This window comes from Enterobacter cloacae complex sp. SHL001 (assembly GCF_049236825.1).
GTDB classification, from domain to species: domain Bacteria; phylum Pseudomonadota; class Gammaproteobacteria; order Enterobacterales; family Enterobacteriaceae; genus Enterobacter; species Enterobacter hormaechei_C.
The window spans coordinates 24,683-51,319 of record NZ_JBMKIP010000012.1 but is presented as its reverse complement, the minus strand read 5'-3'; the positions used below and the strand labels follow the sequence as shown (position 1 = coordinate 51,319).

Sequence of the window (26,637 nt, the reverse complement as noted above, 5' to 3'; positions counted from 1 at the left end):
AGGGAGAGGGGGCCGTCTGTGCAGGCATTATTTTGTGGGGAACTCTCAGCCCCAGGGGGAGAGGGCCGGTGTGAGGGGCATTCACCAGAACAATTCACCACACAAATACAAACCTACCACATAAAACAACAAATCCGACCACATTCGCCGATTTGCACCAACACGGTGCTGGCGTTATGGTTACTGCCTTTCATATTAAGCCCGACAGATCACCTGCTATGACGTTTTCACTATTCGGCGACAAATTTACCCGCCATTCAGGCATTACCCGCCTGATGGAGGACCTCAACGACGGGCTGCGCACCCCAGGCGCTATCATGCTTGGTGGCGGAAACCCGGCTCAAATTCCGGAGATGAACACCTACTTCCAGACGCTGCTGGCAGAGATGCTGGAAAACGGTAAAGCAACCGATGCGCTATGTAATTACGACGGCCCTCAGGGTAAAACAGAACTACTGACGCTTCTGGCGGCAATGCTGCGGGAAGCGCTGGGTTGGGATATCGAACCACAGAATATTGCACTGACAAACGGCAGTCAGAGCGCGTTTTTCTACTTATTCAATCTGTTCGCCGGACGCCGCGCCGACGGCACCACGAAAAAAGTGCTGTTCCCGCTGGCACCGGAGTATATTGGCTATGCCGATGCCGGCCTCGAAGAAGACCTGTTTGTTTCCGCACGCCCGAATATCGAGTTGCTGCCAGAGGGCCAGTTCAAATATCACGTCGATTTTGAACATCTGCATATCGGTGAAGAGACGGGCATGATCTGCGTATCACGTCCCACCAACCCGACGGGCAACGTGATCACCGACGACGAGCTGATGAAGCTGGATGCGCTGGCGAATCAGCACGGCATCCCGCTGGTGATCGATAACGCCTATGGCGTACCGTTCCCGGGGATCATCTTCAGCGAAGCGCGTCCGCTATGGAACCCGAATATCATCCTCTGCATGAGCCTCTCCAAGCTGGGCCTGCCGGGCAGCCGCTGCGGCATTATCATTGCTAACGAGAAAATCATCACCGCCATTACCAACATGAACGGCATTATTAGCCTTTCTCCTGGCGGCATCGGCCCGGCGATGATGTGCGAGATGATCAGGCGTAACGACCTGCTGCGCCTGTCGAATGAGGTGATTAAGCCGTTTTACTCTCAGCGCGTTCAGGAAACTATTGCCATCCTTCGCCGCTACTTACCGGAAGAACGCTGCCTGATCCATAAACCGGAAGGGGCAATTTTCCTGTGGCTGTGGTTTAAGGATCTGCCCATTACGACAGAGCTGCTTTATCAGCGTCTGAAAAAACGTGGCGTACTGATGGTGCCAGGGGATTACTTCTTCCCGGGGCTGGATAAGCCGTGGCCGCACACGCACCAGTGCATGCGCATGAACTACGTCCCGGACCCGGAAAAAATCGAAGCGGGTGTGAAAATTCTCGCCGAGGAGATTGAGAACGCCTGGCGCGAGGCCGGTTAATAAAACCTCAGGCCAGATTACGCAGCCGTTCCGCGCGTAATCTGGCGGGGTCTATGCAGCGCAGCGCGTGGGTGGGACAGGCTTCGACGCAGGCGGGACCGCCCTCGCGATGCGCGCACAAATCACATTTCAGCGCCTGAACGCGATCTTCCACGACCCGAACCTGCATTGCCCCGAACGGGCACGCCACCATACAGCTTTTGCAGCCGATACAGCGAGCCTGCTCAACGAGCCAGGCTCCCGCAGCGCGGTGAATGGCCCCCGTCGGGCAGACATTCGCGCAGGGCGCATCTTCACACTGGTGGCAGCCCACCGCCGTAGTGAAGGTACCCCCCTTAACCACGCGGATCCGTGACGTAAGCGCTTCTGGCGTGGCGCTGCTTTGATGCGACATCATGCACGCCACCTCACAGGTGCGGCACCCGATACATTTTTCTGGATCCGTCAGAATAAATCGGTTCATCAGTTACGCCTCGCGCACGTTAAACCCCAGTTCTTTCGAGATAGCTTCCGCCGTGTCACGCAGCGGTTTTAGCAAGTTTTTCTCACCCACCTGCTTCATGCGCGACGTCGACAGCGAAATGGAGATGGCATAGGGCACGCGCCCGTGAATATCAAAGACCGGCACGGCGATACATGACACCCCCAGCTCGTTCTCTTCTTTATCCATCGCCATACTGTGATCGCGAATTTCCGCCAGCTCATCATACATCGCGCTCAGTTCGGTGATGGTGTTGCGGGTCAAAGGTTGGATCTGTTCCTGGTGGCTTTCCCAGTAGCTCGCCACGTAATCCTGATGGCCAAACGCCATATAGATTTTGCCCATCGCAGAACAATAGAGCGGCATATGCTGGCCGATATATGCGCGCGTGCGCAGCATACCGGTTGTCGGCTCAAGCTTATAAATCAGGATCGCGTGATCATCTTCACGGCTGGAGAAGTTGACCGTTTCGCCGGTGGCAATGTTCAGCGCCTCGAGGTGCGGCGCCGCCACGTGAATAATATTGAGCGATGAAAGCGCCTTTTGCCCGACGGCGATAAATTTGGTGGTCAGACGATAGCTCCCTGCCGCCGGCGCCGGCGTCACGTACCCGCACGACTGCAACCCCTGCAATAACCGGTGCACGGTGCTTTTATTCAGCCCCGCCAGTTCTGATAAATGCGCAAGCGGACACCCGTTCGGATAGTTACTGAGGATTTCAATCAGCATCAGGCCGCGAAACAAGCTCTGGCTACCTGCTGGCCTCTCTTTTTCTTGCGTCATTTCGCTCTCTTTTATGCTCATCAAATGGCTCCTGTTTATCGCGCCCTGATGGTAGCGCAAAGTGTGGTTTAGTTCACGATCTCAACAGAAAAAACACAACCATTTGATTTTAATCGATTTTGAAAAACGTGAATGTCGTTGATCTGACAAAATTTGATCGTTATATTTGAAATCAGATTTCGTATAGTGAAATTTAGCGATAAAAAAGCACTCGCACTTGCCCCTAAAAAAACAGGAGAACAGGGATGAAAGTGACCTTCGAAGAGTTGAAAGCGGCGTTCAATCGGGTTCTGCTCGATCGCGGTGTAAAAGCGGATACCGCAGACGCCTGCGCCGAGATGTTCGCCCGCACCACGGAGTCCGGCGTTTATTCACACGGCGTCAACCGCTTCCCGCGATTTATTCAGCAGCTTGACGCAGGCGACATCATCCCTGACGCCCAGCCGAAACGCGTAACGACATTAGGCGCCATCGAACAGTGGGATGCCCAGCGTTCCATCGGCAACCTGACGGCGAAGAAGATGATGGACCGTGCTACCGAGCTGGCGTCCGATCACGGGATCGGCCTGGTGGCGCTGCGTAACGCTAACCACTGGATGCGCGGCGGCAGCTACGGCTGGCAGGCGGCGGAGAAAGGCTATATCGGCATCTGCTGGACCAACTCTATTGCCGTGATGCCCGCGTGGGGATCAAAAGAATGCTGCATCGGCACAAACCCGCTGATCGTCGCTATCCCGTCGAATCCAATCACCATGGTCGATATGTCGATGTCGATGTTCTCCTACGGCATGCTGGAGGTGAATCGCCTGGCCGGACGCGAATTACCGGTCGACGGCGGCTTTGACGATGAAGGCAATCTGACCAGAGAGCCGGGCGTGATTGAGAAAAACCGTCGCATTCTGCCCATGGGCTACTGGAAAGGTTCCGGCTTGTCGATTGTGCTCGACATGATCGCCACCCTGCTCTCTGACGGCGCGTCCGTCGCGGAAGTGACCCAGGACAACAGCGACGAATACGGCGTATCGCAGATCTTTATCGCCATCGAAGTGGATCGCCTGATCGACGGTCCAACCCGCGATGCCAAACTACAGCGCATCATGGACTTCATCACCACCGCAGAACGCGCTGATGAAAATGTCGCCGTCCGTCTGCCAGGCCATGAGTTCACACGCCTGCTGGAGGAGAATCGCCGCAACGGCATCACGGTTGACGACAGCGTGTGGGCGAAAATCCAGTCTCTGTAAGGAGTGGGTCATGATATTCGGACATATTGCACAGCCAAATCCATGTCGCCTGCCGCTGGCGATAGAAAAGGCGCTTAATTTTCTGCGTACCACGGATTTCACCACCCTGGCGCCGGGCGTGATCGAAATTGAAGGCCGCAACATTTTTGCCCAGGTTCTCGACCTCACCACAAAGGAACAGCACGAGAACCGCCCTGAAGTCCATCGCCGCTATCTGGATATCCAGTTTCTGGCCTGGGGCGAAGAAAAAATCGGTATTGCTATTGATACCGGGAATAACAAAATCAGCGAATCATTGCTGGAGCAACGGGATATTATTTTTTATCACGACAGCGAACATGAGTCATTTATCGAAATGATACCTGGCAGTTACGCCATATTTTTCCCGCAGGATGTTCATCGTCCTGCCTGTATTAAAAACAAGGGATCCGCAATTCGTAAAATTGTGGTGAAAGTGGCCATCAGCGAATTAGATTAATTTTCTGATAAATACAGGAATGCGAAATGACCAACACCGGTTTTATTATTGGTGCGTACCCCTGTGCACCCTCATTTCACCAGAAAGGGGAGCAGGAAGAATACGCCTTCTGGCGGGAACTTTCCGACACGCCAAATATTCGCGGGCTGGAACAACCTTGCCTTGAAAATCTCCATCCGTTTGGTGATGAATGGCTGTTTTGTCATACGCCGGGCGACTGGCAGATCGTTGTCACAGCCGTTATGGAAACCATGCGCCGCCGCGGCAGCAACGGCGCGTTTGGCCTGGCGTCCGCGGACGAAGAACAGCGTAAAGCGTGCATTGAATATTACCGCCATCTGCATCAAAAGATTGATGCCGTTAACACCCGCTTTCCCGGGAAAGTGATCGCTCTGGAAATGCAGGCCGCACCGCAGGCGGGTAATGATTCTGTCGAGCAAGCGACAGAAGCATTCTCCCGCTCGGTACGGGAAATCGCGAGCTGGGACTGGGGCTGCGATCTGGTGCTGGAACACTGTGATGCGATGACCGGTCCGGCGCCGCGTAAAGGGTTCTTGCCCTTAGAGCAGGTGCTGGAGGTTGTGAAAGATACCAATATCAGCGTCTGTATCAACTGGGCACGTTCGGCTATCGAAGGTCGCAATACCACCCTTCCACTGGAACATGTTCAGGCGGCACTCGCTGCCGGGAAGCTGGGGGCGCTGATGTTTTCGGGCACGACCCCTCACGGTGAGTATGGAGAATGGCAGGATCTGCACGCGCCGTTTTCTTCGTTCTGCGCCGACAGTCTCATGTCCACTGAACATGTAAAAACGCTGTTTACTGCGGCGAGCGCCGCAACATTGAAATTCTCCGGTATTAAATTACTGGAAATAAATGCTAATGCTGACGTCAGCCATCGCATCGCTATTTTGCGCGACGGCATTAGCGCTATGAATAAAGCGTCACAATAAAAATAAAGAATACATTTTCCGGTTACCTTCAATGAGATATTAACTATGAATATTTCTTCTAATGCTCTACACGCGGACATTCCGCGCCAGCGCTGGCTAAGGATCATTCCCCCTATTCTTATCGCCTGCATTATTTCCTATATGGACCGCGTAAATATAGCCTTTGCGATGCCCGGCGGTATGGATGAAGAGCTGGGCATTTCCGCCACGATGGCGGGCCTGGCGGGGGGGATCTTTTTTATCGGCTATTTGTTCCTGCAAGTTCCCGGCGGCAAAATCGCCGTGCACGGCAGCGGTAAGAAGTTTATCGGCTGGTCGCTGGTTGCCTGGGCGGTGATCTCGGTTCTGACCGGGCTTGTGACCAACCAGTATCAGCTGCTGGTGCTGCGCTTCTTACTCGGCGTGGCGGAAGGTGGGATGCTGCCCGTTGTGCTCACGATGATCAGTAACTGGTTCCCGGATGCCGAGCGCGGCCGCGCCAACGCGATTGTGATCATGTTCGTGCCCATCGCCGGGATCATCACCGCCCCGCTGTCGGGCTGGATTATTACCGCTCTCGACTGGCGCTGGCTGTTCATTATTGAAGGTCTGATGTCCGTTGTTGTGCTGGTGCTGTGGGCGTTCACCGTCTACGACCGGCCGCAGGAAGCGCGCTGGATCTCAGAGGCCGAGAAAAACTACCTGGTACAAACCCTGGCGGCAGAGCAGCAGGCCATTGCGGGTAAAGAGGTGAAAAACGCCTCGCTCAGCGCGGTGCTGTCTGACAAAACCATGTGGCAGCTGATCGCCCTCAACTTCTTCTACCAGACCGGCATTTACGGTTACACCCTCTGGCTGCCCACCATTCTGAAAGAACTGACGCACACCAGCATCGGCCAGGTGGGAATGCTCGCCATTCTGCCTTACATCGGCGCCATTGCCGGTATGTTCCTGTTCTCTTCGCTCTCTGACCGCACCGGCAAGCGCAAGCTGTTTGTCTCCCTGCCATTGATTGGCTTTGCGCTCTGCATGTTCCTCTCCGTGGCGCTGAAAGAGCACACCTGGCTGGCCTATGCCGCGCTGGTGGGCTGTGGCTTCTTCCTGCAATCCGCAGCAGGCGTGTTCTGGACCATCCCGGCGCGTCTGTTCAGCGCTGAGATGGCGGGCGGCGCTCGCGGCGTGATCAATGCCCTGGGCAACCTCGGCGGGTTCTGCGGTCCTTATGCGGTAGGCGTACTGATCACCCTGTACAGCAAAGACGCAGGCGTTTACTGCCTGGCAGTTTCGCTGGCGCTGGCATCGCTGCTGGCCCTGCTGTTACCGGCGAAATGCGATGCCGGAGCAGAGCCTAATCCCACGGTGAACTCGCATAAGCGTGCGGCCTGAGGCCCTCACCTGACCCACTAAACCAAACCGTAGGCCGGGTAAGCGAAGCGCCACCCGGCAATTAAGCGAGAAGAAGATGAGTGAAAAAGAGCCCTTCTGGCTGGGTATCGATTGTGGCGGTACTTATCTGAAAGCCGGTTTATACAACAGCCAGGGCAAAGAAGTCTGTATTGAACGCCGCTCAGTGGCCACGCTCAGCCCCCGCGCCGGCTACGCCGAGCGGGATATGCACCAGCTCTGGCAGCACTGCCACAAAACCGTCGCCCTGCTGCTCAAAAATTCAGGCGCTGACGGCGGTCAGATCAAAGGCGTTGGCATTTCAGCCCAGGGCAAGGGGCTGTTTCTGCTCGATAAACAGGATCGCCCCCTGGGTAACGCCATACTCTCCTCCGATCGCCGTGCGCTGGAGATCGTGCAACGCTGGCAGCAGGACGGTATACCCGAAAAGCTCTATCCGCATACTCGCCAGACGCTGTGGACGGGGCATCCGGCCTCACTCCTGCGCTGGGTTAAAGAGAACGAGCCGCAGCGGTATCAGCAAATCGGCAGCGTGATGATGGCGCACGATTACCTGCGCTGGTGTCTGACCGGGGTCAAAGGCTGCGAAGAGAGCAACATCTCGGAATCCAATCTCTACAACATGAATACCGGGCAGTACGATCCGCAGCTCACGCGCTGGCTCGGCATCAGCGACATTGACGGTGCCCTGCCGCCTATTATCGGTTCAGCAGAAATTTGCGGGGAAATCACCGCTCAGGCAGCCGCACTGACCGGTCTCACGGCGGGTACTCCCGTCGTTGGTGGACTGTTTGATGTGGTTTCCACCGCGATCTGCGCCGGGCTGCATGACGAACATACGCTGAATGCCGTAATGGGGACCTGGGCCGTAACCAGTGGGATTGCCCACGGCATCCGCGACAACGAGCCTTTCCCCTACGTCTATGGCCGCTACGTCCATCCGCAGCAGTTCATCGTTCATGAAGCCAGCCCCACGTCGTCCGGCAACCTGGAATGGCTGACGGCCCAATGGGGCGATATGTCATTCGATGAGATTAACCACGCCGTGGCCAGCCTGCCAAAAGCTGAAAGCGATGTGTTCTTCCTGCCTTTCCTCTACGGCAGCAACGCCGGGCTGGAGATGACCAGCGGCTTCTATGGCTTGCAGGCGCTGCATACCCGCGCGCACCTCCTCCAGGCGGTTTATGAAGGGGTGGTATTCAGCCATATGACCCACCTCAACCGTATGCTCGAACGCTTTCCCCACGTGCAGGCCCTGCGCGTGACGGGCGGCCCAACCCATTCGGACGTGTGGATGCAGATGCTCGCGGACGTCAGCGGCCTGGCGATTGAACTCCCGCAGGTGGAAGAGACCGGCTGTTCCGGTGCGGCGCTGGCCGCGCTCGTCGGTACAGGCCTTTATCCCGATTTTTACGCCGCTCAGCGCGCCCTCAGGCATGACATCCGGATGATTGAACCTGACATGCGTGCCCATGCCGCCTACCAGCGCAAATATCACCGTTACCAGCTACTGATTTCAGCATTACAGGGCTATCACGCCCGTGTTAAGGAGTACGACCTATGAGCCGACCATTATTGCAGCTGGCGCTCGACCACACCTCGCTTCAGGCCGCGCAGCGCGATGTCGCGACGCTTTCCGATCACGTCGACATCGTCGAAGCCGGCACCATTCTATGCCTGACCGAAGGGCTAAACGCCGTTCGCGCCCTGCGTGCGCAGTGTCCGGATAAAATTATCGTGGCGGACTGGAAAGTCGCCGATGCCGGAGAAACGCTGGCTGAGCAGGCGTTTGGCGCAGGCGCAAACTGGATGACCATCATCTGTGCCGCCCCGCTGGCCACCGTTGAACGTGGTCACGAGGTCGCACTACGCGGCGGCGGCGAGATCCAGATGGAGCTGTTTGGCAACTGGACGCTGGACGACGCGCGCGCGTGGCATCGCATCGGGGTGAAGCAGGCGATTTACCACCGCGGGCGCGACGCACAGGCCAGCGGCCAGCAGTGGGGTGAGGCGGATCTCAGCAAAATGAAGGCGCTGTCCGATATCGGTTTGCAGCTTTCTATAACTGGCGGTATCACCCCCGCTGACCTGTCGCTGTTTAAGCAGATCAACGTCAAAGCCTTCATTGCCGGGCGCGCGCTGGCAGGCGCCGATAATCCGCCGCAGGTGGCACAGGCATTCCATTCGCAAATCCGCGACATCTGGGGAGAGTAACCATGCGTCAGCATCCGTTAGGCATTTACGAAAAAGCGCTGCCAAAAGATCTCTCCTGGCCGGAGCGCCTGGTTCTGGCAAAAAGCTGCGGCTTCGATTTTGTGGAGATGTCGGTGGATGAGACCGACGAGCGTTTATCGCGCCTTGAATGGAGTACCACGCAGCGCGCCTCTCTTGTGGAAGCGATGCTGGAGACCGGCGTGGCCATCCCGTCGATGTGCTTATCTGCCCATCGTCGCTTCCCGTTTGGCAGCCGCGATGAAATCGTGCGCGAACGCGCCCGCGAGATCATGACCAAAGCCATCCGGCTGGCCCGTGATTTGGGTATTCGCACCATCCAGCTTGCGGGTTATGACGTGTACTACGAGGAGCACGACGAGGGCACGCAACAGCGCTTTGCCGAAGGGCTGGCGTGGGCCGTAGAGCAGGCTGCAGCCGCGCAGGTAATGCTGGCGGTAGAGATCATGGACACTGCGTTTATGAACTCCATCAGCAAGTGGAAAAAGTGGGACGACATGCTCGCCTCGCCGTGGTTCAGCGTTTACCCGGACGTCGGCAACCTGAGCGCGTGGGGCAACGACGTCACCGCCGAGCTGACGCTGGGCATTGACCGCATCGCCGCTATCCACCTGAAAGATACCCGGCCCGTTACCGAGCAAAGCCCCGGACAGTTCCGCGACGTGCCGTTTGGCGAGGGCTGCGTCGATTTCGTTGGCGTGTTTAACACGCTGAATCAACTTAATTATCGCGGCGCATTTCTGATTGAAATGTGGACCGAGAAAGCCAAAGAGCCGGTGCTGGAGATCATCCAGGCGCGCCGCTGGATTGAAGCCCGAATGCAGGAAGGAGGCATGACATGTTAGAACAACTCAAAGCCGAGGTGCTGGCGGCAAATCTCGCCCTGCCCGCCCACCAGCTGGTGACGTTCACTTGGGGCAACGTCAGCGCGGTTGACCGTGCCAGCGGCATGATGGTGATCAAACCATCCGGCGTGGAGTACGACGTGATGAACGCAGAAGATATGGTGGTGGTAAATATCGCCACGGGTAAAGTGGTCGAGGGGAGTAAAAAACCCTCCTCCGACACCCCGACCCATCTCGCGCTGTATCGTCGTTACCCGGAAATTGGCGGCATTGTGCATACCCATTCCCGCCACGCCACCATCTGGTCGCAGGCGGGGCAGGATTTACCCGCGTGGGGAACGACGCACGCGGACTATTTTTACGGTGCGATCCCCTGCACGCGGCTGATGACCACGGCTGAAATCGCGGGTGAATATGAATACCAGACGGGGGAAGTCATTATCAAAACCTTCGAGGAGCGCGACATAAGCCCGATGCAGGTCCCGGCGGTGCTGGTTCATTCTCACGGCCCGTTTGCCTGGGGCAAAGACGCTGCCGATGCGGTACACAATGCCGTGGTGCTGGAAGAGTGCGCCTATATGGGGCTTTTCTCGCGCCAGCTTGCACCTCAGCTTCCGGTTATGCAGCAGGAATTGCTGGATAAGCATTACCTGCGCAAGCATGGCGCAAATGCCTATTACGGCCAGTGATCATCCGGAATTAATATGCTCTTTACAGTACCGCCGTTTCCAGACGGCGGGCGTTAACCCGGTATGTTTTGAGAATATTTGCCGGAAATAACCCACGTCATTAAAACCGCACCGGGCGGCCACTTCAGTTAATGAGGCCGCATCGTTCAGCAGCAGTTTTTCAGCGGCCCTGACGCGCTGGCGGTGAATTGCCTCCGTCAGGGTTAAATGAAACGTCCGACGAAATACTCGCCCCAGGTAATCTGCGTTGCAGTGCAGCTCTTTTGCCAGCTGCGAAGTGGACAGGGGCAAATGAAAGTGCGTGCGGATAAGCTGCTTGGCCTTCCATGCCATTGCCGCGCCCGCATCATCCGCTTTATCTTCATATCCCGGCGAGAGCGATATCTGCTGCAAAATTAACAGCAAAATTATCTCCAGCGCCTGGCTACGCTGTAATTTTTCCTGCTCGCTTAAAAACTGACGGAATAACGCAATAACATATTGCGGATCTCGCACGCTACAGTGTTGCTCAATCGACAGCGGCGTCGCGCCTGGCAACACCGGCAAGCGTTCATCCACCTCAAAATGCAGCCAGTAAAATTTGAGATCGCCCGGAAAATCTTCCACGCCGACATGCCGCCGCTTCGGCCAAAGTAATAAACTCTCGCCAGCATTTACCTCAAACAGCGTATTTTCCTCCTGGATCGTTAATGTCCCTTTTTCGACAAAAATTATCTCCCACGAAGATAATTTTCGTGCGGGATGACGGCCTACGCCCCGGGAGATAAATAACCCGCCATTTTGAACCCTGATCGGAAGTGCTATGGATAATTCAAGCATGGATATTCATTTTTCCGCTTTTATGATGGCTGATATTGTCTTTATCCCTTGATTATTAATAAATATCAGCAGAACGGCTCGATCAAACTCACAGTTTTACCATCAGGTCGGAATTGTCACCTTTTTATACTTTTCCCTTCCCTTGTTGGTCTGCCCGTTGAATGCAGAATAAATGGGGTACCTTGCACAAATACGATAAAAAATCGTTTATCGAGGAGTTACCCCATGACTTCCACACCGATTACAGACGCAGAAGTTGCAAAACAGGCAGCCGATGACCGGCTGTCAGTCCGCGAGAAAATTGGCTACGGCCTGGGCGACGCGGGCGGCACGGTAATTACCTGCCTGATCATGAACTTTCTGACCTTTTTCTATACCGATGTATTTGGCCTGACGCCCGCGCTGGTGGGCACGCTGTTTATTGCCCTTCGGGTATTTGACGCGATTTCCGATCCGGTGATGGGCGTGATTGCCGACCGCACGCAGAGCCGCTGGGGGCGTTTTCGTCCCTGGCAGCTGTGGGTCGCGCTTCCCATCGGGATCGTCGGCGTGCTGACCTTCACCGTCCCGGACGCCAGCATGGGCGTGAAAATCGCCTGGGCGTTCGGCACCTATCTGTTGCTTTCAGTGGGCTATACCGCCATCAACGTGCCATATTGCGCGCTGATCAACACCATGACCACCCGCCACAACGAGGTTATATCCTGCCAGTCCTGGCGCTTCGTACTGTGCGGCGTGGCGGGCTTTCTGGTCTCCGTTGGCCTGCCGTGGCTGGTGTCAGAGCTGGGACAGGGCAATACCGCCCGGGGTTATCAGCTGGGCGTCGGCGTGCTGTGCACCATCGCCGTGGTGATGTTCCTGTGCTGCTTCTTCTGGGTGCGCGAGCGCGTCCCGCTTGCGCTGATGGGTAAATTCACCCTGCGCGAGCACCTGGCGGGCCTGCGGAAAAACGATCAGCTGCTGCTGATGCTGGTGATGTCGTTTCTGCTGATCAACGTCTTCAACATTCGCGGCGGCGGATACATGTACTTCATCACCTACGTGCTTCAGGGCAGCACGGCGTACACCTCGCTGTTTTTCACCATGGTGACCTTTGCCGCTATTCTGGGCGCGGTGATCGTCAGTCCGCTGTCGCGGCGGATTGATACCGTCAAACTCTACTACTACACCAACCTGATACTCGCTGCGCTTGCGGTGGGAATGTGGTTCCTGCCGGGTGGCCCGGCGCACCAGACGCTCTGGCTGATCGTGATTTTAAGTAACGGCGTGATCCTGGGCTTCACCCTGCCGCTGCACTTCTCGCTGATGGCCTTTGCCGATGACTACGGCGAATGGAAAAACGGCGTGCGCTCATCGGGGATGAACTTCGCCTTCAATCTGTTTTTCATCAAGCTCGCGTGGGCATCCAGCGCCGGGATCATCAGCCTGGTGTTTATTGCCGTGGCCTATCAGCCAGGCGCAGCTAACCAGACACCCGCCTCATTGCAGGGCATCACCGCCATGGAGACGCTGCTTCCTGCCCTTTTCCACCTGCTGCTGGCGGTCGCTATCCGCTGGTGCAGGCTTAACAATCCCGTGATGTCGCGCATTGCCACCGATTTGCGCCAGCGTCATTTACAGTCCTGAGGAGAACGATATGACCATAATGGAAGCCGACCTGCATCAGCTGAAAATCAACGACCCGTTTCTTGGTCAGTACCAACGGCTGGTCCGCGATGTGGTGATCCCCTACCAGTGGGATGCGCTTAACGATCGCGTGGCGGAGGCCGAACCCAGCCACGCCATCGCCAACTTCCGCATTGCGGCCGGTCTGGAACAGGGGGAGTTCTACGGGATGGTCTTTCAGGACAGCGACGTGGCGAAATGGCTCGAAGCCGTGGCGTGGTCGCTGTGCCAGAAGCCGGATGCTGAACTGGAAAAAACCGCCGACGAGGTGATCGAGCTGGTCGCAGCGGCGCAGTGCGAAGATGGCTATCTCAATACCTATTTCACGGTGAAAGCACCGGCCGAGCGCTGGACCAATCTGGCCGAATGCCACGAACTGTACTGCGCCGGACATATGATTGAAGCGGGCGTGGCGTATTTCCAGGGAACCGGAAAGCGCCGCCTGCTGGACGTGGTGTGCATGCTGGCGGATCATATCGACAGCGTGTTTGGCCCGGGCGAAAACCAGCTGCACGGTTACCCTGGCCACCCGGAAATCGAGCTGGCGCTGATGCGGCTGTACGACGTCACGCAGGAGCAACGCTATCTCAATCTGGTGAAATACTTTATTGAGGAACGCGGCGCGCAGCCTCACTTCTACGATATCGAATACGAGAAGCGCGGCAGAACGTCATACTGGAACACCTATGGCCCGGCGTGGATGGTCAAGGACAAAGCCTACAGCCAGGCGCATCTGCCCCTTGCGGAACAACAAACGGCCATCGGCCACGCCGTGCGTTTTGTCTATCTGATGGCGGGCATGGCACATCTGGCGCGCCTGAGCAGCGACGAGGGGAAACGTCAGGATTGCCTGCGGCTGTGGAACAACATGGCACAGCGCCAGCTGTACATCACCGGCGGGATTGGCTCCCAAAGCAGCGGCGAGGCGTTCAGCAGCGATTACGATCTGCCCAACGATACGGTCTACGCCGAAAGCTGCGCCTCCATCGGCCTGATGATGTTTGCCCGCCGGATGCTGGAGATGGAGGCGGACGGCCACTACGCCGACGTGATGGAGCGCGCGCTGTACAACACGGTGCTGGGCGGCATGGCGCTGGACGGTAAGCATTTCTTTTATGTGAATCCGCTGGAAGTGCACCCGAAAACCCTGGCCTTTAACCATATCTATGACCACGTCAAACCGGTGCGCCAGCGCTGGTTCGGCTGCGCCTGTTGCCCGCCGAATATTGCGCGCGTGCTGACCTCGCTGGGGCACTACATTTATACCGTTCGCCCGGACGCGCTGTTGATCAACCTGTACGTGGGGAACGACGTCGCCATTCCGGTTGGGGATAACATCCTCCAGCTGCGGATTAGCGGGAACTATCCGTGGCATGAGCAGGTGAAAATCGAGATTACCTCACCAGTTCCGGTGACTCACACGCTGGCCCTGAGGCTGCCGGACTGGTGTGCGGAACCGGCTGTTTCGCTCAATGGTCAGGCCATTACAGGCGAGGTCTCCCGTGGATACTTATACCTCAACCGAAGCTGGCAGGAAGGCGACACGCTGACGCTGACGTTACCGATGCCGGTCCGCCGCGTGTACGGCAACCCGCAGGTGCGCCAGCAGGCGGGGAAAGTCGCATTGCAGCGTGGACCGCTGGTTTACTGCCTGGAAGAAGCCGATAACGGCACAAATCTGCATAACCTTTCTTTGCCCCAGGACAGCGCGTTTCGGGTTTTCGAAGGCAAAGGCATTTTCGCGCACAAGATGCTGATACAGGCGGAAGGGATCGGGTGTCAGGCGAAGGGCACTGATGCCCTGTGGCAGTACGACCACTCGCCGGTAGAACGTCAGCCCCGGACGCTGACCTTTATTCCGTGGTTCAGCTGGGCAAACCGGGGAGAAGGGGAAATGCGGATATGGGTGGATGAAAGCTGAATAACTGCGGCCTGTTGCCCTCACCCCAGCCCTCTCCCACGGGAGAGGGTTAATGCTACGGCAGCACGCGACGTGCTGCCTCGGCCAGAAATGCGCTTCGATTGCCGAATTGAGGATGCTCGCTGACAAAGGAATCAATCTTCACCAGCAAACGTCGAGGCATCGTGATGTTGATGCGTTCGGCTCTGCCGTCGAATTGCTTCATATTAATATCCACCAGCAACCATTGCCCGCCTGTGAAGTCGTCAGGTTGATTTTCAAGGTGCACTTCGACACTACCCGGGAGAGGCAATGCTTCATCCATTTCAAACAGCGCTTCGAAGTGCGCCGTGAGCGCATCACGTGCATCCTGAAAAGCGTCATCAAGTGAATCCCCCGCAAAAAAACATCCCGGAACGTCGGGGAAGAAACCGCTGGCGCTACCGTCGGAATCAGAATGAATGTAAGCCGGATAAAACATAACTACTCCTGATATCAGTGTTTAATGCCCGCCTGTCGCCAGATCTGTGCGAGAGTGCCCGGTTTAATGTCCTTTTTAGGATGCGGAACGGTTACCAACCCTTTTTGCACTGGATGGCGAAACTGATGATGGCTTCCCTTCGTTCTTACACATTTCCAGCCATGGCTAACCAGAACAGCAATGATATCCGCACTTTTCACATCCCAACCCTTCCCTGATTATACACATGATACACACCACCACTACTGGATTGAATGACATTAGCGCATTAAAAAAGGCAGTGCAGCCAGGCTTTGTCGAAACAGGAAGAGGCGTCGAGAAAAGAAGAAGGAGGCATGTCATGTTGCAGATAAAAATGCGGACACTCTCGTAGGCCGGGTAAGGCGAAGCCGCCACCCGGCTTTAACCCGGCTCAGGTCACCCTACCCGGGACGGCCTGAGCCCGGAGATTAAAACAGCCCCAGCGGTTTATCGGAGTAGCTGACTAACAGACATTTCGTTTGCTGGTAGTGCTCCAGCATCATCTTATGGGTTTCACGCCCGATGCCCGACTGCTTGTAGCCGCCAAACGCCGCATGAGCCGGATAGGCGTGATAGCAGTTTGTCCATACGCGTCCGGCCTGAATGCCGCGGCCCATTTTATAGGCCAGATTACCGTTACGACTCCAGACGCCCGCCCCCAGGCCATACTGCGTGTCGTTGGCGAGCTCCAGCGCCTCGTCCATGGTTTTAAACGTGGTGACGGCCAGCACCGGTCCAAAAATTTCCTCCTGGAAAACGCGCATGTTGTTCTTACCGAACAGGATGGTCGGCTCAAGGTAGTAACCCTCCTGCAAATCGCCGCCCAGCACCTTACGACGACCGCCGGTCAACACATCGGCCCCCTCTTTTTTACCGATATCAATATAGTTGAGGATGGTTTCCAGCTGGCCATGCGATACCTGCGCTCCCATCTGGGTGACGTTATCCAGCGGATTACCGCTGCGAATCGACTCCACGCGCCGGATCGCCCGCTCCATAAAGCGCTCATAAATGGATTCCTGCACCAGCGCGCGGCTCGGACAGGTGCAGACTTCACCCTGGTTGAACGCGAACAGGGCAAACCCTTCCAGCGCTTTGTCGAAGAAGGCGTCCTCTTCATCCATCACGTCGGCAAAGAAGATGTTCGGCGATTTCCCGCCCAGCTCCAGGGTGACCGGAATGATGTTCTGGGTCGCGTACTGCATGATCTGCTGACCCACTTCCGTTGAGCCGGTAAACGCCACTTTAGCAATACGCTTTGAAGTAGCCAGATATTCGCCGATCTCTCCCCCGGCCCCGTTGACCACGTTAATGACCCCCGGCGGCAACAGGTCGCCAATCACCTCCATCAGCAGCAGTACCGAAAGCGGCGTTAAGCGTGCAGGTTTCAGCACCACGCAGTTACCCGCCGCCAGCGCGGGCGCCATTTTCCAGCTCGCCATCAGCAGCGGGAAGTTCCACGGAATAATTTGCCCCACCACGCCGAGCGGCTCGTGGAAGTGATACGCCACGGTATCTTTGTCAACTTCACTTATTCCCCCCTCCTGGGCACGAATGCAGGACGCAAAATAGCGGAAATGGTCAATCGCCAGCGGCACGTCCGCCGCCATGGTTTCCCGGATCGGCTTGCCGTTGTCCCACGTTTCCGCGGTCGCCAGCAGCTCCAGATTCTGCTCCATCCGATCGGCGATTTTGAACAAAATGGCCGCTCTGTCCTGAACGGACGTTTGTCCCCACTTATCTTTCGCCTTATGCGCCGCATCCAGCGCTAAATCGATATCCCGCTTGCCCGAACTGGCAATTTCACACAGCGGCTGGCCGGTAACGGGCGTCAGGTTGGAATAGTACTCACCGTCGACGGGCGCCACCCAGTCGCCGCCGATGAAGTTGTCATAGCGGGGCTTCAGCTTAAGAGGAAAACCATACTCGCCTGGCTGGATACGCGATGTGGGAGGATTGTTTGTCATGACCGTCTCCTTGCAGTAGGTGTACAACAAGGGTAGTTCCGGCTGGTGATTTTCTCGCCAGTCGGTAACGGGTTTACGAGCCGTATCACGGATTACCGTACTTTACGTTTCGTTTCTGCCGCCGGAGCCATACTTAATAGCTCAGGGGCTCATGAGGAACAATGCAATGCAGCTATTTATCGGCTTTGACGTGGGCGGAACCCACATCAAACACGGCGTGATCAACGAAAACGGCGAAGAACTGACATCCGATGAATATGATACGCCTGACGATGAAAGCACCTTCAAACAGAAGTGGAAAGCGGTGGTGGATAAGTACCGCCAGGAGCATGAGATCGTCGGCATCGGCGTGAGTTTTCCGGGCCACATCAATCACCATACCGGCGAAGCGGCCAAGGCCGGGGCGCTGGATTACCTTGACGGTGAAAACCTGTGCGAGCTTTTCGCACAGCTGACCGATCTCCCCGTAACAACCGAAAATGACGCCAACTGCGCGGCGCTGGGCGAACGCTGGCAGGGCGCCGGCAAGGACTATGAGCATTTTGTCTGCATCACCATCGGCACCGGCATCGGCGGCGGTATCGTCATGGAGGGCGATCTCTACCGTGGGTCGCACTACCGGGCGGGTGAGTTTGGCGTGCTGCCCGTTGGCAACAACGGCGAGCCGATGCACGAAGTGGCGTCCGCCAGCGGCCTGATGAAAGCCTGCCGCCGCGCGCTGGCCGTGTCGGAAGATGAGATGCCTGACGGTGAGGAGCTGTTTAAACGCATGGACAGCGACGTGCATCTGCGTGAGGCCATAGAAGAGTGGGCGCATTTCCTCTCGCGGGGCATCTACAGCGTGATCTCCATGTTTGATCCGCAGGCGGTGCTGATTGGCGGCGGCATTAGCGAGCAGGAGAAAATCTATCTCCTGCTGGATAAATACCTACAGCGATTCGAGGAGTGGGAAGCGCTCCGGGTGCCCATCCTTCCCTGCGAGCTGGGTAACCAGGCGGGAAGGCTGGGCGCGGTCTGGCTGGCTAAGCAGAAGCAGGCGCGCAGCGCTTAACGCTTAGGGAAATAACTGCGCGTCGCGTAGCACATGGTCATTGCCACGACGACGCGTAAACCCGATGCGGTTGAAATACTCCAGGATCTGAATCGCCAGTTTGCGTCCTACGTTCAGCCGATCGCGGAAGTCTGCGGCGCAGGTTGATCCGCGCGCCTGATCCAGCTCCCGGATCAGGTTCGCAAATGCCACGATCCGATCGTTGCGGTAATAACGATCTTTCACGATCGCCACAATCATCCCCTGCTGCGCCGCATGCCGCAGTACCTGACGCATCAGCTGCTCATCGGTATTGGTTTCACGCGCCAGATCGCGCACCCACCACGGTTCATCGCCAAACAGCGCCGCCACTTTTTGCCAGACCGCGTCCTGCTCAGCGGTAAAACCGGCCTTGTGCTCCGGCAGGTGCAGCCAGCCGTGATGACTTGCAATCACGCCGCTTTCACGCATGTTTTCAATCAGCAACAGCACCAGCGCGTCGTCTTCCATGGGCAACGCCATGCGCCGCAGACGTTCACGGCCCGGGCCGGGCTCATCCTGATGCTGTTCATGGTAGGTCGCCAGCGTGCTCAGCACTTTGCGCTGCCAGCGCGCCGCCACCGGCGCGTTCAGCAGGCTGTTGCCGGCCTGAATAAAACCTGGCTCCTGCGTCAGAAGACGCAATCCTTCGCTGCTGAGCTGGCGCGCCCAGGCGAACGCCGCCAGATCCACCGCACCACGCTCAAGGTGGATATCTAACGCAGACTTATCATCGCGGGCCTGGGCCAGTGCGGCCAGCCACTGTAAATACTCGGGCTTACGCTTGCCGCGACGGGGCGGATCCAGCATGACCACGCACGCGCCCGCCAGCGTTTCCCGCGCCGAAATATCGCGCAGAACCAGGCGGTCGTTATCCGCCAGCCAGAGCGGGGAGTCGAACACCAGTTCGGCGAGATCGTTTTCCAGCAGCGACACGCGTCCGGTGATGTGGCTGGCCGCGTGGTGGATATGCAGCGGCTGCCACTGGGTCAGCGGGGTATGGGTCTGGAGAGAAACGATGATCCGTTCAGAAGGCTCCGGCGGCGCGTCGGCCAGCAGCCAGTCGCCGCGGTTAAGCTGGTCTTTTTCGGCATCACCGGCAATATTCAGCGCGATACGCTGCCCGGCGTGGGCCTGTTCCACCGGCTGGTTTTGCGCGTGAAGCCCGCGCACGCGCATCGGTTTGTTCACGCCCGTCAGCCACAGGGTATCGCCCACGTTCACTTCGCCGCTCAGCGCGGTGCCGGTCACCACCAGCCCAGCCCCTTTCACGGTAAATGCCCTGTCGATCGCCAGACGGAAGCGGTGATGGCTGGCATGTTCACGAGACGGGATCTGCTGCAAATGGTCGCGAAGAGCGTCGATACCGCGGCCTTCTGTCGCCACGGTGACAAACAGTGACGCATCCTTAAAACCGTATTCACTCAGCGCCGCCAGCACCTCTTCACGCACCTCGTCGATACGCGCCTCATCCACACGGTCCGCTTTGGTGAGGGCGACGGTCAACTGCGGGTTTCCCGTCAGCTGGAGGATCGCCAGATGCTCGCGCGTTTGCGCCATCACCCCGTCATCGCACGCGACCACCAGCAGGGCGTGATCGATCCCGCCCACGCCCGCGAGCATATTGGAAAGAAACTTCTCGTGGCCGGGCACGTCGATAAAGCCCAGCACGCGACCGTCGGGCTGCGGCCAGTAGGCGTAACCCAGGTCAATGGTCATGCCGCGCTTTTTCTCTTCCGGCAGGCGATCGGCATTCACGCCCGTAATGGCCTGCAATAACGTGGTTTTGCCGTGGTCAACATGACCGGCGGTGGCAATAATCATTTCAACATCATCTCCAGAAACCGCACTTCATCTTCCAGACAGCGTAAATCCAGCCACATGCGACCCTCACCGATCCGGCCAATCACCGGCGTCGGTAATGCGCGCCAGCGCGCCGACAGCGCCTCAAGCTGGCTTCCGCGTCCGTCGCGCGGGGTGAACGTCAGCGCTTCGCTCGGTAACCTGTCCACCGGCAGCGAGCCGCTGCCAATTTGCGACAGGCAAGGCTCGATACGAACGTCAAACTCAGGGTAATGAGGAGCAACCTGCGGCAGTAGCGCTTCCGCCTGCGCGCGAATGGAGGCCGCATCACGGCTCAGCAAACGCAACGTGGGCAGGCGGTCAGCCAGTTTCTCCGGGTGGAGATAGAGCCGCAGCGTGGCTTCCAGCGCGGCCAGCGTCATTTTATCGGCACGCAGGGCGCGCTTCAGCGGGTGCTGCTGTAGCTGCGCAATCAGCTCGCGCCTGCCGACGATAATCCCCGCCTGCGGCCCGCCCAGCAATTTATCACCGGAGAAACTGACCAGGCTTACGCCCGCGGCAACCATTTCCTGCACCATGGGCTCTTTCGGCAGACCGTACTGGCGCATATCCACCAGCGACCCGCTGCCGAGATCGGCAATCACCGGCACGTTTAGCTCGCGCCCAATGGCGGCCAGTTCGGCCTCTTCCACCGTTTTGGTGAAACCCTCAATGTGGTAATTGCTGGTATGCACTTTCATCAGCAGGGCGGTGTTTTCATTCACCGCCGCGCGATAATCTTTTGCATGGGTACGGTTAGTTGTGCCCACTTCATGCAGCGTGCAGCCCGCCTGGCGCATGACGTCCGGAATACGAAACGCCCCGCCGATCTCCACCAGCTCGCCGCGAGAGACGACAACCTCTTTTCCGCTCGCGGTGGCCGCCAGCATTAACAGCACCGCCGCCGCGTTGTTATTCACAATGCAGGCATCTTCCGCGCCGGTGATCTGGCAGAGAAGATCCGCCAGTGCGCGATCGCGATGCCCACGCCCGGCGCCGTCCAGATCGTACTCCAGCGTCACCGGCGAGCGCATGGCACGGGTGACGGCCTCTGTTGCCTCTTCTGCCTGCTGTGCCCGGCCCAGATTGGTGTGCAGAACCGTGCCCGTCAGGTTAATAACCGGGCGCAACGCGCTTTGCCCGTGCTTGCTCAGCCTGCGTTCAACTTCCTGCTCCCACGCCTCGCACCAGCCGGGTAGCGCGTTCTCAGCCTGAATATGGCGACGCGCATCGTCCTGAAGCTGGCGTAGCATGTCGACCGTTGCAGTATGGCCAAACTGCTCCAGCACCGCAGTGATGCGCGGGTCACGAAGCAGACGATCGGTAGCGGGGATCTGGCTGTAGAGGGAATGATGAGTAGTCATGAATGCGCCTGGCGAGTAAATATCTTCCCCCCTCCCGACGGGAGAGGGAGTTAACATGTGGGGGATTGTACCGCCTCCCGCCAGGAAGTGTTATAACCCGCATCAAGCCTTTGGCGGTTCAGTCCGGGCAAAACTTTCGCGCTGGAAGAGCGTCTCCGCCAGTTTGACCAGCAGCGGACGATCCACGCACCAGCCCGGCGAGACGCGGCGGAAATTGAGGTAGCCAATGGCGCAGGCGATGGCGATCGTCGCCAGATTCAGGCTATCGCTCTGAATTTTCCCGTCGCGGATCAGCTGTTCGCACATATCCAGGCTGCGGCTGATTTTTTCGCGCTGGCGTAGCAGCTCATTTTCTGACTGCTGGGCGGCGGGCCTTGCCTGCTCGCGTACGGACGTCAATGCCGCATCCATAATGCCATCCGCCAGGGCTTCAATTTGCTTCATCGCCAGCGCTGCTTTTGGATCCGCCGGCAGCATGGCTGGCGCAACGCCAAGCAGCTCGATGTACTCCGCAATGATTGGGGAATCAAACCAGTAGTCGCCCTCGTCCGTTACCAGCGCCGGGACTTTCCCCAGCGGGTTGTACTGCGCAACGCCGTTCTCTGCGTTGTAGGGCTGTTCATTCACGAATTCAAATTCAATCCCTTTCTCCAGCAGGAGAATCGAAATCTTACGCACGAAAGGACTGGTATAACTGCCGATGAGTTTCATTGCTTATCCTTAATGCCCACAAAGAGGTCAGTATGGATCAAGCCGTGGAAAAAGGCAGGTGTGCGTATCGCATTCCTGCCATGAGGGGATACGGGAGAAATCTGCATAAAAATATTTTGTGAATCAAATCACAATCTGGAAACAAACAACCAACTTAACATTGTGATGCAAATCACAAAACGCCGCCCATTATGGCGTATTTCTGAGCGATGTATTTTTTTTACACACTCATTTTGTGATCGCGATCACTTCATTAATATCCTCACCCCCTACATTCATGTGATTCAGATCACACAAAATTTCACTGTCTGGACAGTTGAACGATTCAGTGCCAGATTTCACAGCATCAGAACAGGGCCCGGCTACCTCTGCCGCCGCACATTAACGATAAACCTCGGGCCACAAGCCTAAGCGTAAACATAAGAAGGGGTGTTTTATGTCATCCGATTTCAAGATCAAAGTGCAAAGCTTTGGTCGTTTCCTCAGCAACATGGTGATGCCAAATATCGGCGCGTTTATCGCGTGGGGTATTATCACCGCATTATTTATTCCGACAGGGTGGTTGCCTAACGAAACGCTGGCAAAACTTGTTGGCCCAATGATTACCTATCTCCTGCCACTGCTCATCGGTTATACCGGTGGTCGTCTGGTGGGCGGTGACCGCGGTGGCGTCGTGGGGGCCATCACAACCATGGGGGTGATCGTCGGTGCGGATATGCCGATGTTCCTCGGTGCGATGATTGCCGGTCCTCTGGGCGGCTGGGCGATCAAGAAATTTGACGTCTGGGTTGATGGCAAGATCAAATCCGGCTTCGAAATGCTGGTGAACAACTTCTCTGCGGGCATCATCGGGATGATCCTCGCGATTCTGGCGTTCCTCGGCATTGGCCCGGCGGTTGAAGTGCTGTCCAAGCTGCTGGCCGCAGGCGTTAACTTCATGGTGGCGCACGACATGCTGCCACTGGCGTCTATCTTCGTTGAACCAGCGAAAATCCTGTTCCTGAACAACGCCATCAACCACGGTATCTTCTCACCGCTGGGTATTCAGCAGTCACACGATCTCGGCAAGTCCATCTTCTTCCTGATTGAAGCGAACCCGGGTCCGGGTATGGGCGTTCTGCTGGCATACATGTTCTTTGGTCGCGGCAGCGCGAAACAGTCTGCTGGCGGCGCGGCGATCATTCACTTCCTGGGCGGTATTCACGAAATTTACTTCCCATATGTGCTGATGAACCCACGTCTGATCCTGGCCGTTATCCTTGGCGGTATGACCGGCGTGTTCACCCTGAGCGTACTGGGCGGTGGTCTGGTGTCTCCTGCTTCTCCAGGCTCTATCCTGGCGGTGCTGGCGATGACCCCGAAAGGCGCCTACTTCGCGAACATCGCGGCGATCTGTGCGGCCATGGCGGTCTCCTTCGTGGCCTCCGCTATCCTGCTGAAAACCAGCAAGGTGAAAGAAGACGACGATATCGAAGCGGCAACCCGTCGTATGCATGACATGAAAGCCGAATCCAAAGGCGCAACGCCGCTGGCGGCGGGTGATGTCTCTAACGACCTGAGCCACGTGCGTAAAATCATCGTGGCTTGTGATGCCGGTATGGGCTCCAGCGCAATGGGTGCGGGCGTACTGCGGAAGAAAGTGCAGGATGCGGGTCTGACCAACATCTCCGTCACCAACAGCGCGATTAACAGCCTGCCGCCGGACGTTGACCTGGTGATCACGCACCGCGATCTGACCGAACGCGCTATGCGTCAGGTACCGCAGGCACAGCACATTTCCCTGACCAACTTCCTCGACAGCGGCCTGTACGCCAGCCTGACCGAACGCCTGGTGGCGGCGCAGCGCCATGAAGATAACGAAGTGAAAGTGCGTACCAGCCTGCAAGACAGCTTCGACGAGAGCAACGCGCATCTGTTCAAACTGGGCGCTGAAAACATCTTCCTTGGCCGCACGGCGACCAATAAAGAAGAGGCCATTCGCTTCGCCGGTGAGCAGCTGGTGAAAGGCGGCTACGTTCAGCCTGAGTACGTTGAGGCGATGCTGGAACGCGAAAAGCTGACCCCAACCTACCTGGGTGAATCCATCGCGGTTCCGCACGGTACGGTGGAAGCCAAAGACCGCGTGCTGAAAACCGGCGTGGTGTTCTGTCAGTATCCTGATGGCGTGCGCTTCGGTGAAGAAGAGGACGACATCGCCCGTCTGGTGATTGGTATCGCCGCTCGCAACAACGAGCATATCCAGGTGATTACCAGCCTGACCAATGCGCTGGATGACGAAACGGTTATTGAGCGTCTGGCCAACACCACCAGCGTTGAAGAAGTTCTGGCCCTGCTGAACAAGTAACAGCGCCTCTTCCCTCTCCCCCCGGGGAGAGGGCTAGGGTGAGGGGAAAACGTTCCTCACCCCAGCCCTCTCGGGTAAAAACATTGATGAAGGTTAACACTATGAAAGCATTACATTTTGGCGCAGGTAATATTGGTCGTGGCTTTATCGGTAAACTGCTGGCAGACGCGGGCATTACCCTGACATTCGCCGATGTGAATCAGGTGGTTCTGGATGCCCTGAATGCCCGTCATAGCTATCAGGTTCACGTGGTGGGTGAAAACGAACAGGTTGAAACGGTCTCTGGCGTCAACGCGGTAAGCAGCATTGGCGACGACGTGATTGACCTTATCGCGAGCGTTGATCTGGTCACCACCGCCGTGGGTCCGGTGGTGCTTGAGCGTATCGCCCCGGCGGTCGCGAAAGGCCTGGCGAAGCGTAAAGCACAGGGCGTTGAAACGCCGCTGAACATCATCGCCTGTGAAAACATGGTGCGCGGCACCACGCAGCTGAAAGGCCACGTTCTTGCGGCCGTCGCAGACGAAGATAAAGCCTGGGTTGAAGCGCACGTAGGTTTTGTGGATTCCGCCGTGGATCGCATCGTTCCGCCGTCAGCATCCGCCACCAACGATCCGCTGGAAGTGACCGTGGAAACCTTCAGCGAGTGGATCGTTGATAAAACCCAGTTTAAGGGCGCGCTGCCGACCATTCCGGGAATGGAATTAACCGATAACCTGATGGCATTTGTCGAACGTAAACTCTTCACGCTGAACACCGGGCATGCTATAACCGCGTACCTCGGAAAATTGGCCGGTCATCAGACGATTCGTGACGCGATCCTCGATGAGAACATCCGTGCGGTGGTCAAAGGGGCAATGGAAGAGAGCGGCGCGGTGCTGATCAAACGCTACGGTTTTGATGCTGATAAACACGCAGCATACATCCAGAAAATCCTCGGTCGTTTTGAAAACCCGTATCTGAAAGATGACGTTGAGCGCGTGGGTCGTCAGCCGCTGCGTAAACTGAGCGCGGGCGACCGCCTGATTAAACCGCTGCTGGGCACGCTGGAATACGGCCTGCCGCACGCTAACCTGGTGAAGGGCATCGCTGCCGCCATGCACTACCGCAGCGAGCAGGACCCGCAGGCGATTGAGCTGGCTCAGCTGATTGATGACAAAGGCGCGCAGGCCGCGCTGGCGCAGATCTCCGGTCTGGATGCCAACAGTGACGTAGTTGCGGAGGCGGTCAGCGCATACAACGCAACCAAATGATGCAGAGTCCGGCGCAGGTTAGCCTGCGCCCGAATAACAGATTGTCAGATATGCAGGCAATAATGGAACAAACCCAGGCCTTTGAAAATCGTGTGCTTGAGCGTCTGAATGCTGGCAAAACCGTACGAAGTTTCCTGATTGCCGCCGTCGAGCTGTTAACCGAGGCGGTGAACATTCTGGTGCTTCAGGTGTTTCGCAAAGACGACTACGCGGTAAAGTATGCTGTAGAACCGTTACTGGACGGAGACGGACCGCTGGGCGATTTATCGGTACGGCTGAAGCTGATTTACGGTCTTGGCGTGCTGAACCGCCAGGAGTATGAAGACGCCGAGCTGTTAATGGCGCTGCGCGAAGAGCTCAATCATGACGGTAATGAGTACACCTTTACCGATGATGAGATACTGGGGCCCTTCGGCGAACTGCACTGCGTATCCGCGCTCCCTCCCGCACCTCAGTTTGATAACAGCGACCCTGAGCTGTACGCGATGCAAAAGCTGCGTTATCAACAGGTTGTGCGCTCCACCATGGTGCTTTCCCTGACTGAGCTGATTTCTAAAATCAGCTTAAAAAAAGCGTTTCAGAAGTAAGCCCGCACACATTGGTGTATCCTTCCCTGTAAATTCCCCGTTTTCAGAGTTATTTGT

Annotated in this window: 24 protein-coding genes; 15 read left to right on the top strand and 9 right to left on the bottom strand. The window is 57.0% G+C overall.

The annotated features are described in order from the left end of the window. Positions 1-218: 218 nt before the first annotated feature. Entirely contained in the window at positions 219-1,472 is a 1,254-nt protein-coding gene (avtA, locus tag ACOTYH_RS21030) for a valine--pyruvate transaminase (RefSeq protein ID WP_015572749.1), read from the top strand. Between the two features lie 7 nt (positions 1,473-1,479). On the opposite strand, the gene ACOTYH_RS21025 is transcribed toward avtA, so the two are convergent. Next, positions 1,480-1,935 (bottom strand): 4Fe-4S dicluster domain-containing protein, encoded by a 456-nt coding sequence (locus ACOTYH_RS21025; RefSeq protein ID WP_023295598.1) that lies wholly within the window; start codon positions 1,933-1,935, stop codon positions 1,480-1,482. Positions 1,936-1,938: 3 nt separating this feature from the next. Further along, positions 1,939-2,757, bottom strand: coding sequence for an IclR family transcriptional regulator YiaJ (gene yiaJ, locus ACOTYH_RS21020; protein WP_015572751.1), 819 nt, complete (start codon positions 2,755-2,757; stop codon positions 1,939-1,941). Between the two features lie 224 nt (positions 2,758-2,981). On the opposite strand from yiaJ, the gene yiaK reads away from it, so the two are divergent. The 8 genes from yiaK to araD all read left to right on the top strand — a co-directional run bounded on the left by yiaK (position 2,982) and on the right by araD (position 10,560). Then, complete coding sequence (gene yiaK, locus ACOTYH_RS21015; RefSeq protein WP_015572752.1) at positions 2,982-3,980, top strand: 3-dehydro-L-gulonate 2-dehydrogenase; 999 nt, start codon at positions 2,982-2,984, stop codon at positions 3,978-3,980. A 10-nt stretch (positions 3,981-3,990) separates the two neighbouring features. Then, a complete protein-coding gene (locus ACOTYH_RS21010; protein ID WP_015572753.1) occupies positions 3,991-4,458 on the top strand; it encodes a YhcH/YjgK/YiaL family protein in 468 nt (155 codons plus the stop codon). Between the two features lie 26 nt (positions 4,459-4,484). Continuing rightward, positions 4,485-5,411: a DUF4862 family protein gene (locus tag ACOTYH_RS21005; RefSeq protein ID WP_058689008.1), complete on the top strand. Its 927-nt coding sequence runs from the start codon at positions 4,485-4,487 to the stop codon at positions 5,409-5,411. A gap of 45 nt (positions 5,412-5,456) precedes the next feature. Beyond that, entirely contained in the window at positions 5,457-6,776 is a 1,320-nt protein-coding gene (locus ACOTYH_RS21000; RefSeq protein ID WP_017382592.1) for an MFS transporter, read from the top strand. Between the two features lie 76 nt (positions 6,777-6,852). Further along, on the top strand, positions 6,853-8,358 hold the full coding sequence (locus ACOTYH_RS20995; RefSeq protein WP_015572756.1) for an FGGY-family carbohydrate kinase: 1,506 nt from the start codon (positions 6,853-6,855) through the stop codon (positions 8,356-8,358). Further along, positions 8,355-9,008, top strand: coding sequence for a 3-keto-L-gulonate-6-phosphate decarboxylase UlaD (gene ulaD, locus ACOTYH_RS20990; protein WP_017693795.1), 654 nt, complete (start codon positions 8,355-8,357; stop codon positions 9,006-9,008). Before ACOTYH_RS20995 ends, ulaD begins: the two co-directional genes overlap by 4 nt. A 2-nt stretch (positions 9,009-9,010) precedes the next feature. Next, the gene (locus ACOTYH_RS20985; protein WP_017693794.1) at positions 9,011-9,871 is read left to right on the top strand and encodes an L-ribulose-5-phosphate 3-epimerase; all 861 of its coding nucleotides are present in this window, start codon (positions 9,011-9,013) and stop codon (positions 9,869-9,871) included. Further along, entirely contained in the window at positions 9,865-10,560 is a 696-nt protein-coding gene (gene araD, locus ACOTYH_RS20980; RefSeq protein ID WP_015572759.1) for an L-ribulose-5-phosphate 4-epimerase, read from the top strand. Before ACOTYH_RS20985 ends, araD begins: the two co-directional genes overlap by 7 nt. On the opposite strand, the gene ACOTYH_RS20975 is transcribed toward araD, so the two are convergent. Beyond that, complete coding sequence (locus ACOTYH_RS20975; protein ID WP_032649828.1) at positions 10,561-11,379, bottom strand: AraC family transcriptional regulator; 819 nt, start codon at positions 11,377-11,379, stop codon at positions 10,561-10,563. A gap of 225 nt (positions 11,380-11,604) precedes the next feature. Between ACOTYH_RS20975 and ACOTYH_RS20970 the strand changes: the two genes are divergently transcribed. Together ACOTYH_RS20970 and ACOTYH_RS20965 are read left to right on the top strand one after the other, a co-directional pair. Continuing rightward, complete coding sequence (locus ACOTYH_RS20970) at positions 11,605-13,005, top strand: MFS transporter (RefSeq protein ID WP_149500541.1); 1,401 nt, start codon at positions 11,605-11,607, stop codon at positions 13,003-13,005. Positions 13,006-13,015: 10 nt separating this feature from the next. Continuing rightward, positions 13,016-14,965: a glycoside hydrolase family 127 protein gene (locus ACOTYH_RS20965; protein ID WP_254309451.1), complete on the top strand. Its 1,950-nt coding sequence runs from the start codon at positions 13,016-13,018 to the stop codon at positions 14,963-14,965. Between the two features lie 55 nt (positions 14,966-15,020). On the opposite strand, the gene ACOTYH_RS20960 is transcribed toward ACOTYH_RS20965, so the two are convergent. The 3 genes from ACOTYH_RS20960 to aldB all read right to left on the bottom strand — a co-directional run bounded on the left by ACOTYH_RS20960 (position 15,021) and on the right by aldB (position 17,413). Next, positions 15,021-15,425 carry a type II toxin-antitoxin system HicB family antitoxin gene (locus tag ACOTYH_RS20960; RefSeq protein ID WP_023295606.1) on the bottom strand — a complete coding sequence of 135 codons (405 nt, stop codon included), beginning with the start codon at positions 15,423-15,425 and terminating at the stop codon, positions 15,021-15,023. A 14-nt stretch (positions 15,426-15,439) separates the two neighbouring features. Further along, complete coding sequence (locus tag ACOTYH_RS20955; RefSeq protein WP_071788668.1) at positions 15,440-15,625, bottom strand: type II toxin-antitoxin system HicA family toxin; 186 nt, start codon at positions 15,623-15,625, stop codon at positions 15,440-15,442. Positions 15,626-15,874: 249 nt separating this feature from the next. Further along, positions 15,875-17,413 (bottom strand): aldehyde dehydrogenase AldB, encoded by a 1,539-nt coding sequence (aldB, locus tag ACOTYH_RS20950; RefSeq protein ID WP_421637887.1) that lies wholly within the window; start codon positions 17,411-17,413, stop codon positions 15,875-15,877. Positions 17,414-17,579: 166 nt separating this feature from the next. Between aldB and ACOTYH_RS20945 the strand changes: the two genes are divergently transcribed. Continuing rightward, the gene (locus tag ACOTYH_RS20945) at positions 17,580-18,464 is read left to right on the top strand and encodes an ROK family protein (protein WP_003860164.1); all 885 of its coding nucleotides are present in this window, start codon (positions 17,580-17,582) and stop codon (positions 18,462-18,464) included. A 3-nt stretch (positions 18,465-18,467) separates the two neighbouring features. On the opposite strand, the gene selB is transcribed toward ACOTYH_RS20945, so the two are convergent. From selB to ACOTYH_RS20930, 3 genes are all read right to left on the bottom strand, one after another. Beyond that, a complete protein-coding gene (gene selB, locus ACOTYH_RS20940; protein WP_058686522.1) occupies positions 18,468-20,306 on the bottom strand; it encodes a selenocysteine-specific translation elongation factor in 1,839 nt (612 codons plus the stop codon). Continuing rightward, complete coding sequence (gene selA, locus ACOTYH_RS20935) at positions 20,303-21,688, bottom strand: L-seryl-tRNA(Sec) selenium transferase (protein WP_033488025.1); 1,386 nt, start codon at positions 21,686-21,688, stop codon at positions 20,303-20,305. Before selA ends, selB begins: the two co-directional genes overlap by 4 nt. 102 nt (positions 21,689-21,790) lie before the next feature. Continuing rightward, complete coding sequence (locus ACOTYH_RS20930) at positions 21,791-22,399, bottom strand: glutathione S-transferase (RefSeq protein ID WP_015572763.1); 609 nt, start codon at positions 22,397-22,399, stop codon at positions 21,791-21,793. Between the two features lie 436 nt (positions 22,400-22,835). Between ACOTYH_RS20930 and ACOTYH_RS20925 the strand changes: the two genes are divergently transcribed. The 3 genes from ACOTYH_RS20925 to mtlR all read left to right on the top strand — a co-directional run bounded on the left by ACOTYH_RS20925 (position 22,836) and on the right by mtlR (position 26,580). Beyond that, positions 22,836-24,743 carry a PTS mannitol transporter subunit IICBA gene (locus tag ACOTYH_RS20925; RefSeq protein ID WP_015572764.1) on the top strand — a complete coding sequence of 636 codons (1,908 nt, stop codon included), beginning with the start codon at positions 22,836-22,838 and terminating at the stop codon, positions 24,741-24,743. A gap of 101 nt (positions 24,744-24,844) precedes the next feature. Next, positions 24,845-25,993 carry a mannitol-1-phosphate 5-dehydrogenase gene (gene mtlD, locus ACOTYH_RS20920; RefSeq protein ID WP_017382581.1) on the top strand — a complete coding sequence of 383 codons (1,149 nt, stop codon included), beginning with the start codon at positions 24,845-24,847 and terminating at the stop codon, positions 25,991-25,993. Further along, positions 25,990-26,580 carry a mannitol operon repressor MtlR gene (gene mtlR / locus ACOTYH_RS20915; protein ID WP_015572766.1) on the top strand — a complete coding sequence of 197 codons (591 nt, stop codon included), beginning with the start codon at positions 25,990-25,992 and terminating at the stop codon, positions 26,578-26,580. The genes mtlD and mtlR overlap by 4 nt, the downstream gene beginning before the upstream one ends. The last annotated feature ends 57 nt before the right edge of the window (positions 26,581-26,637 follow it).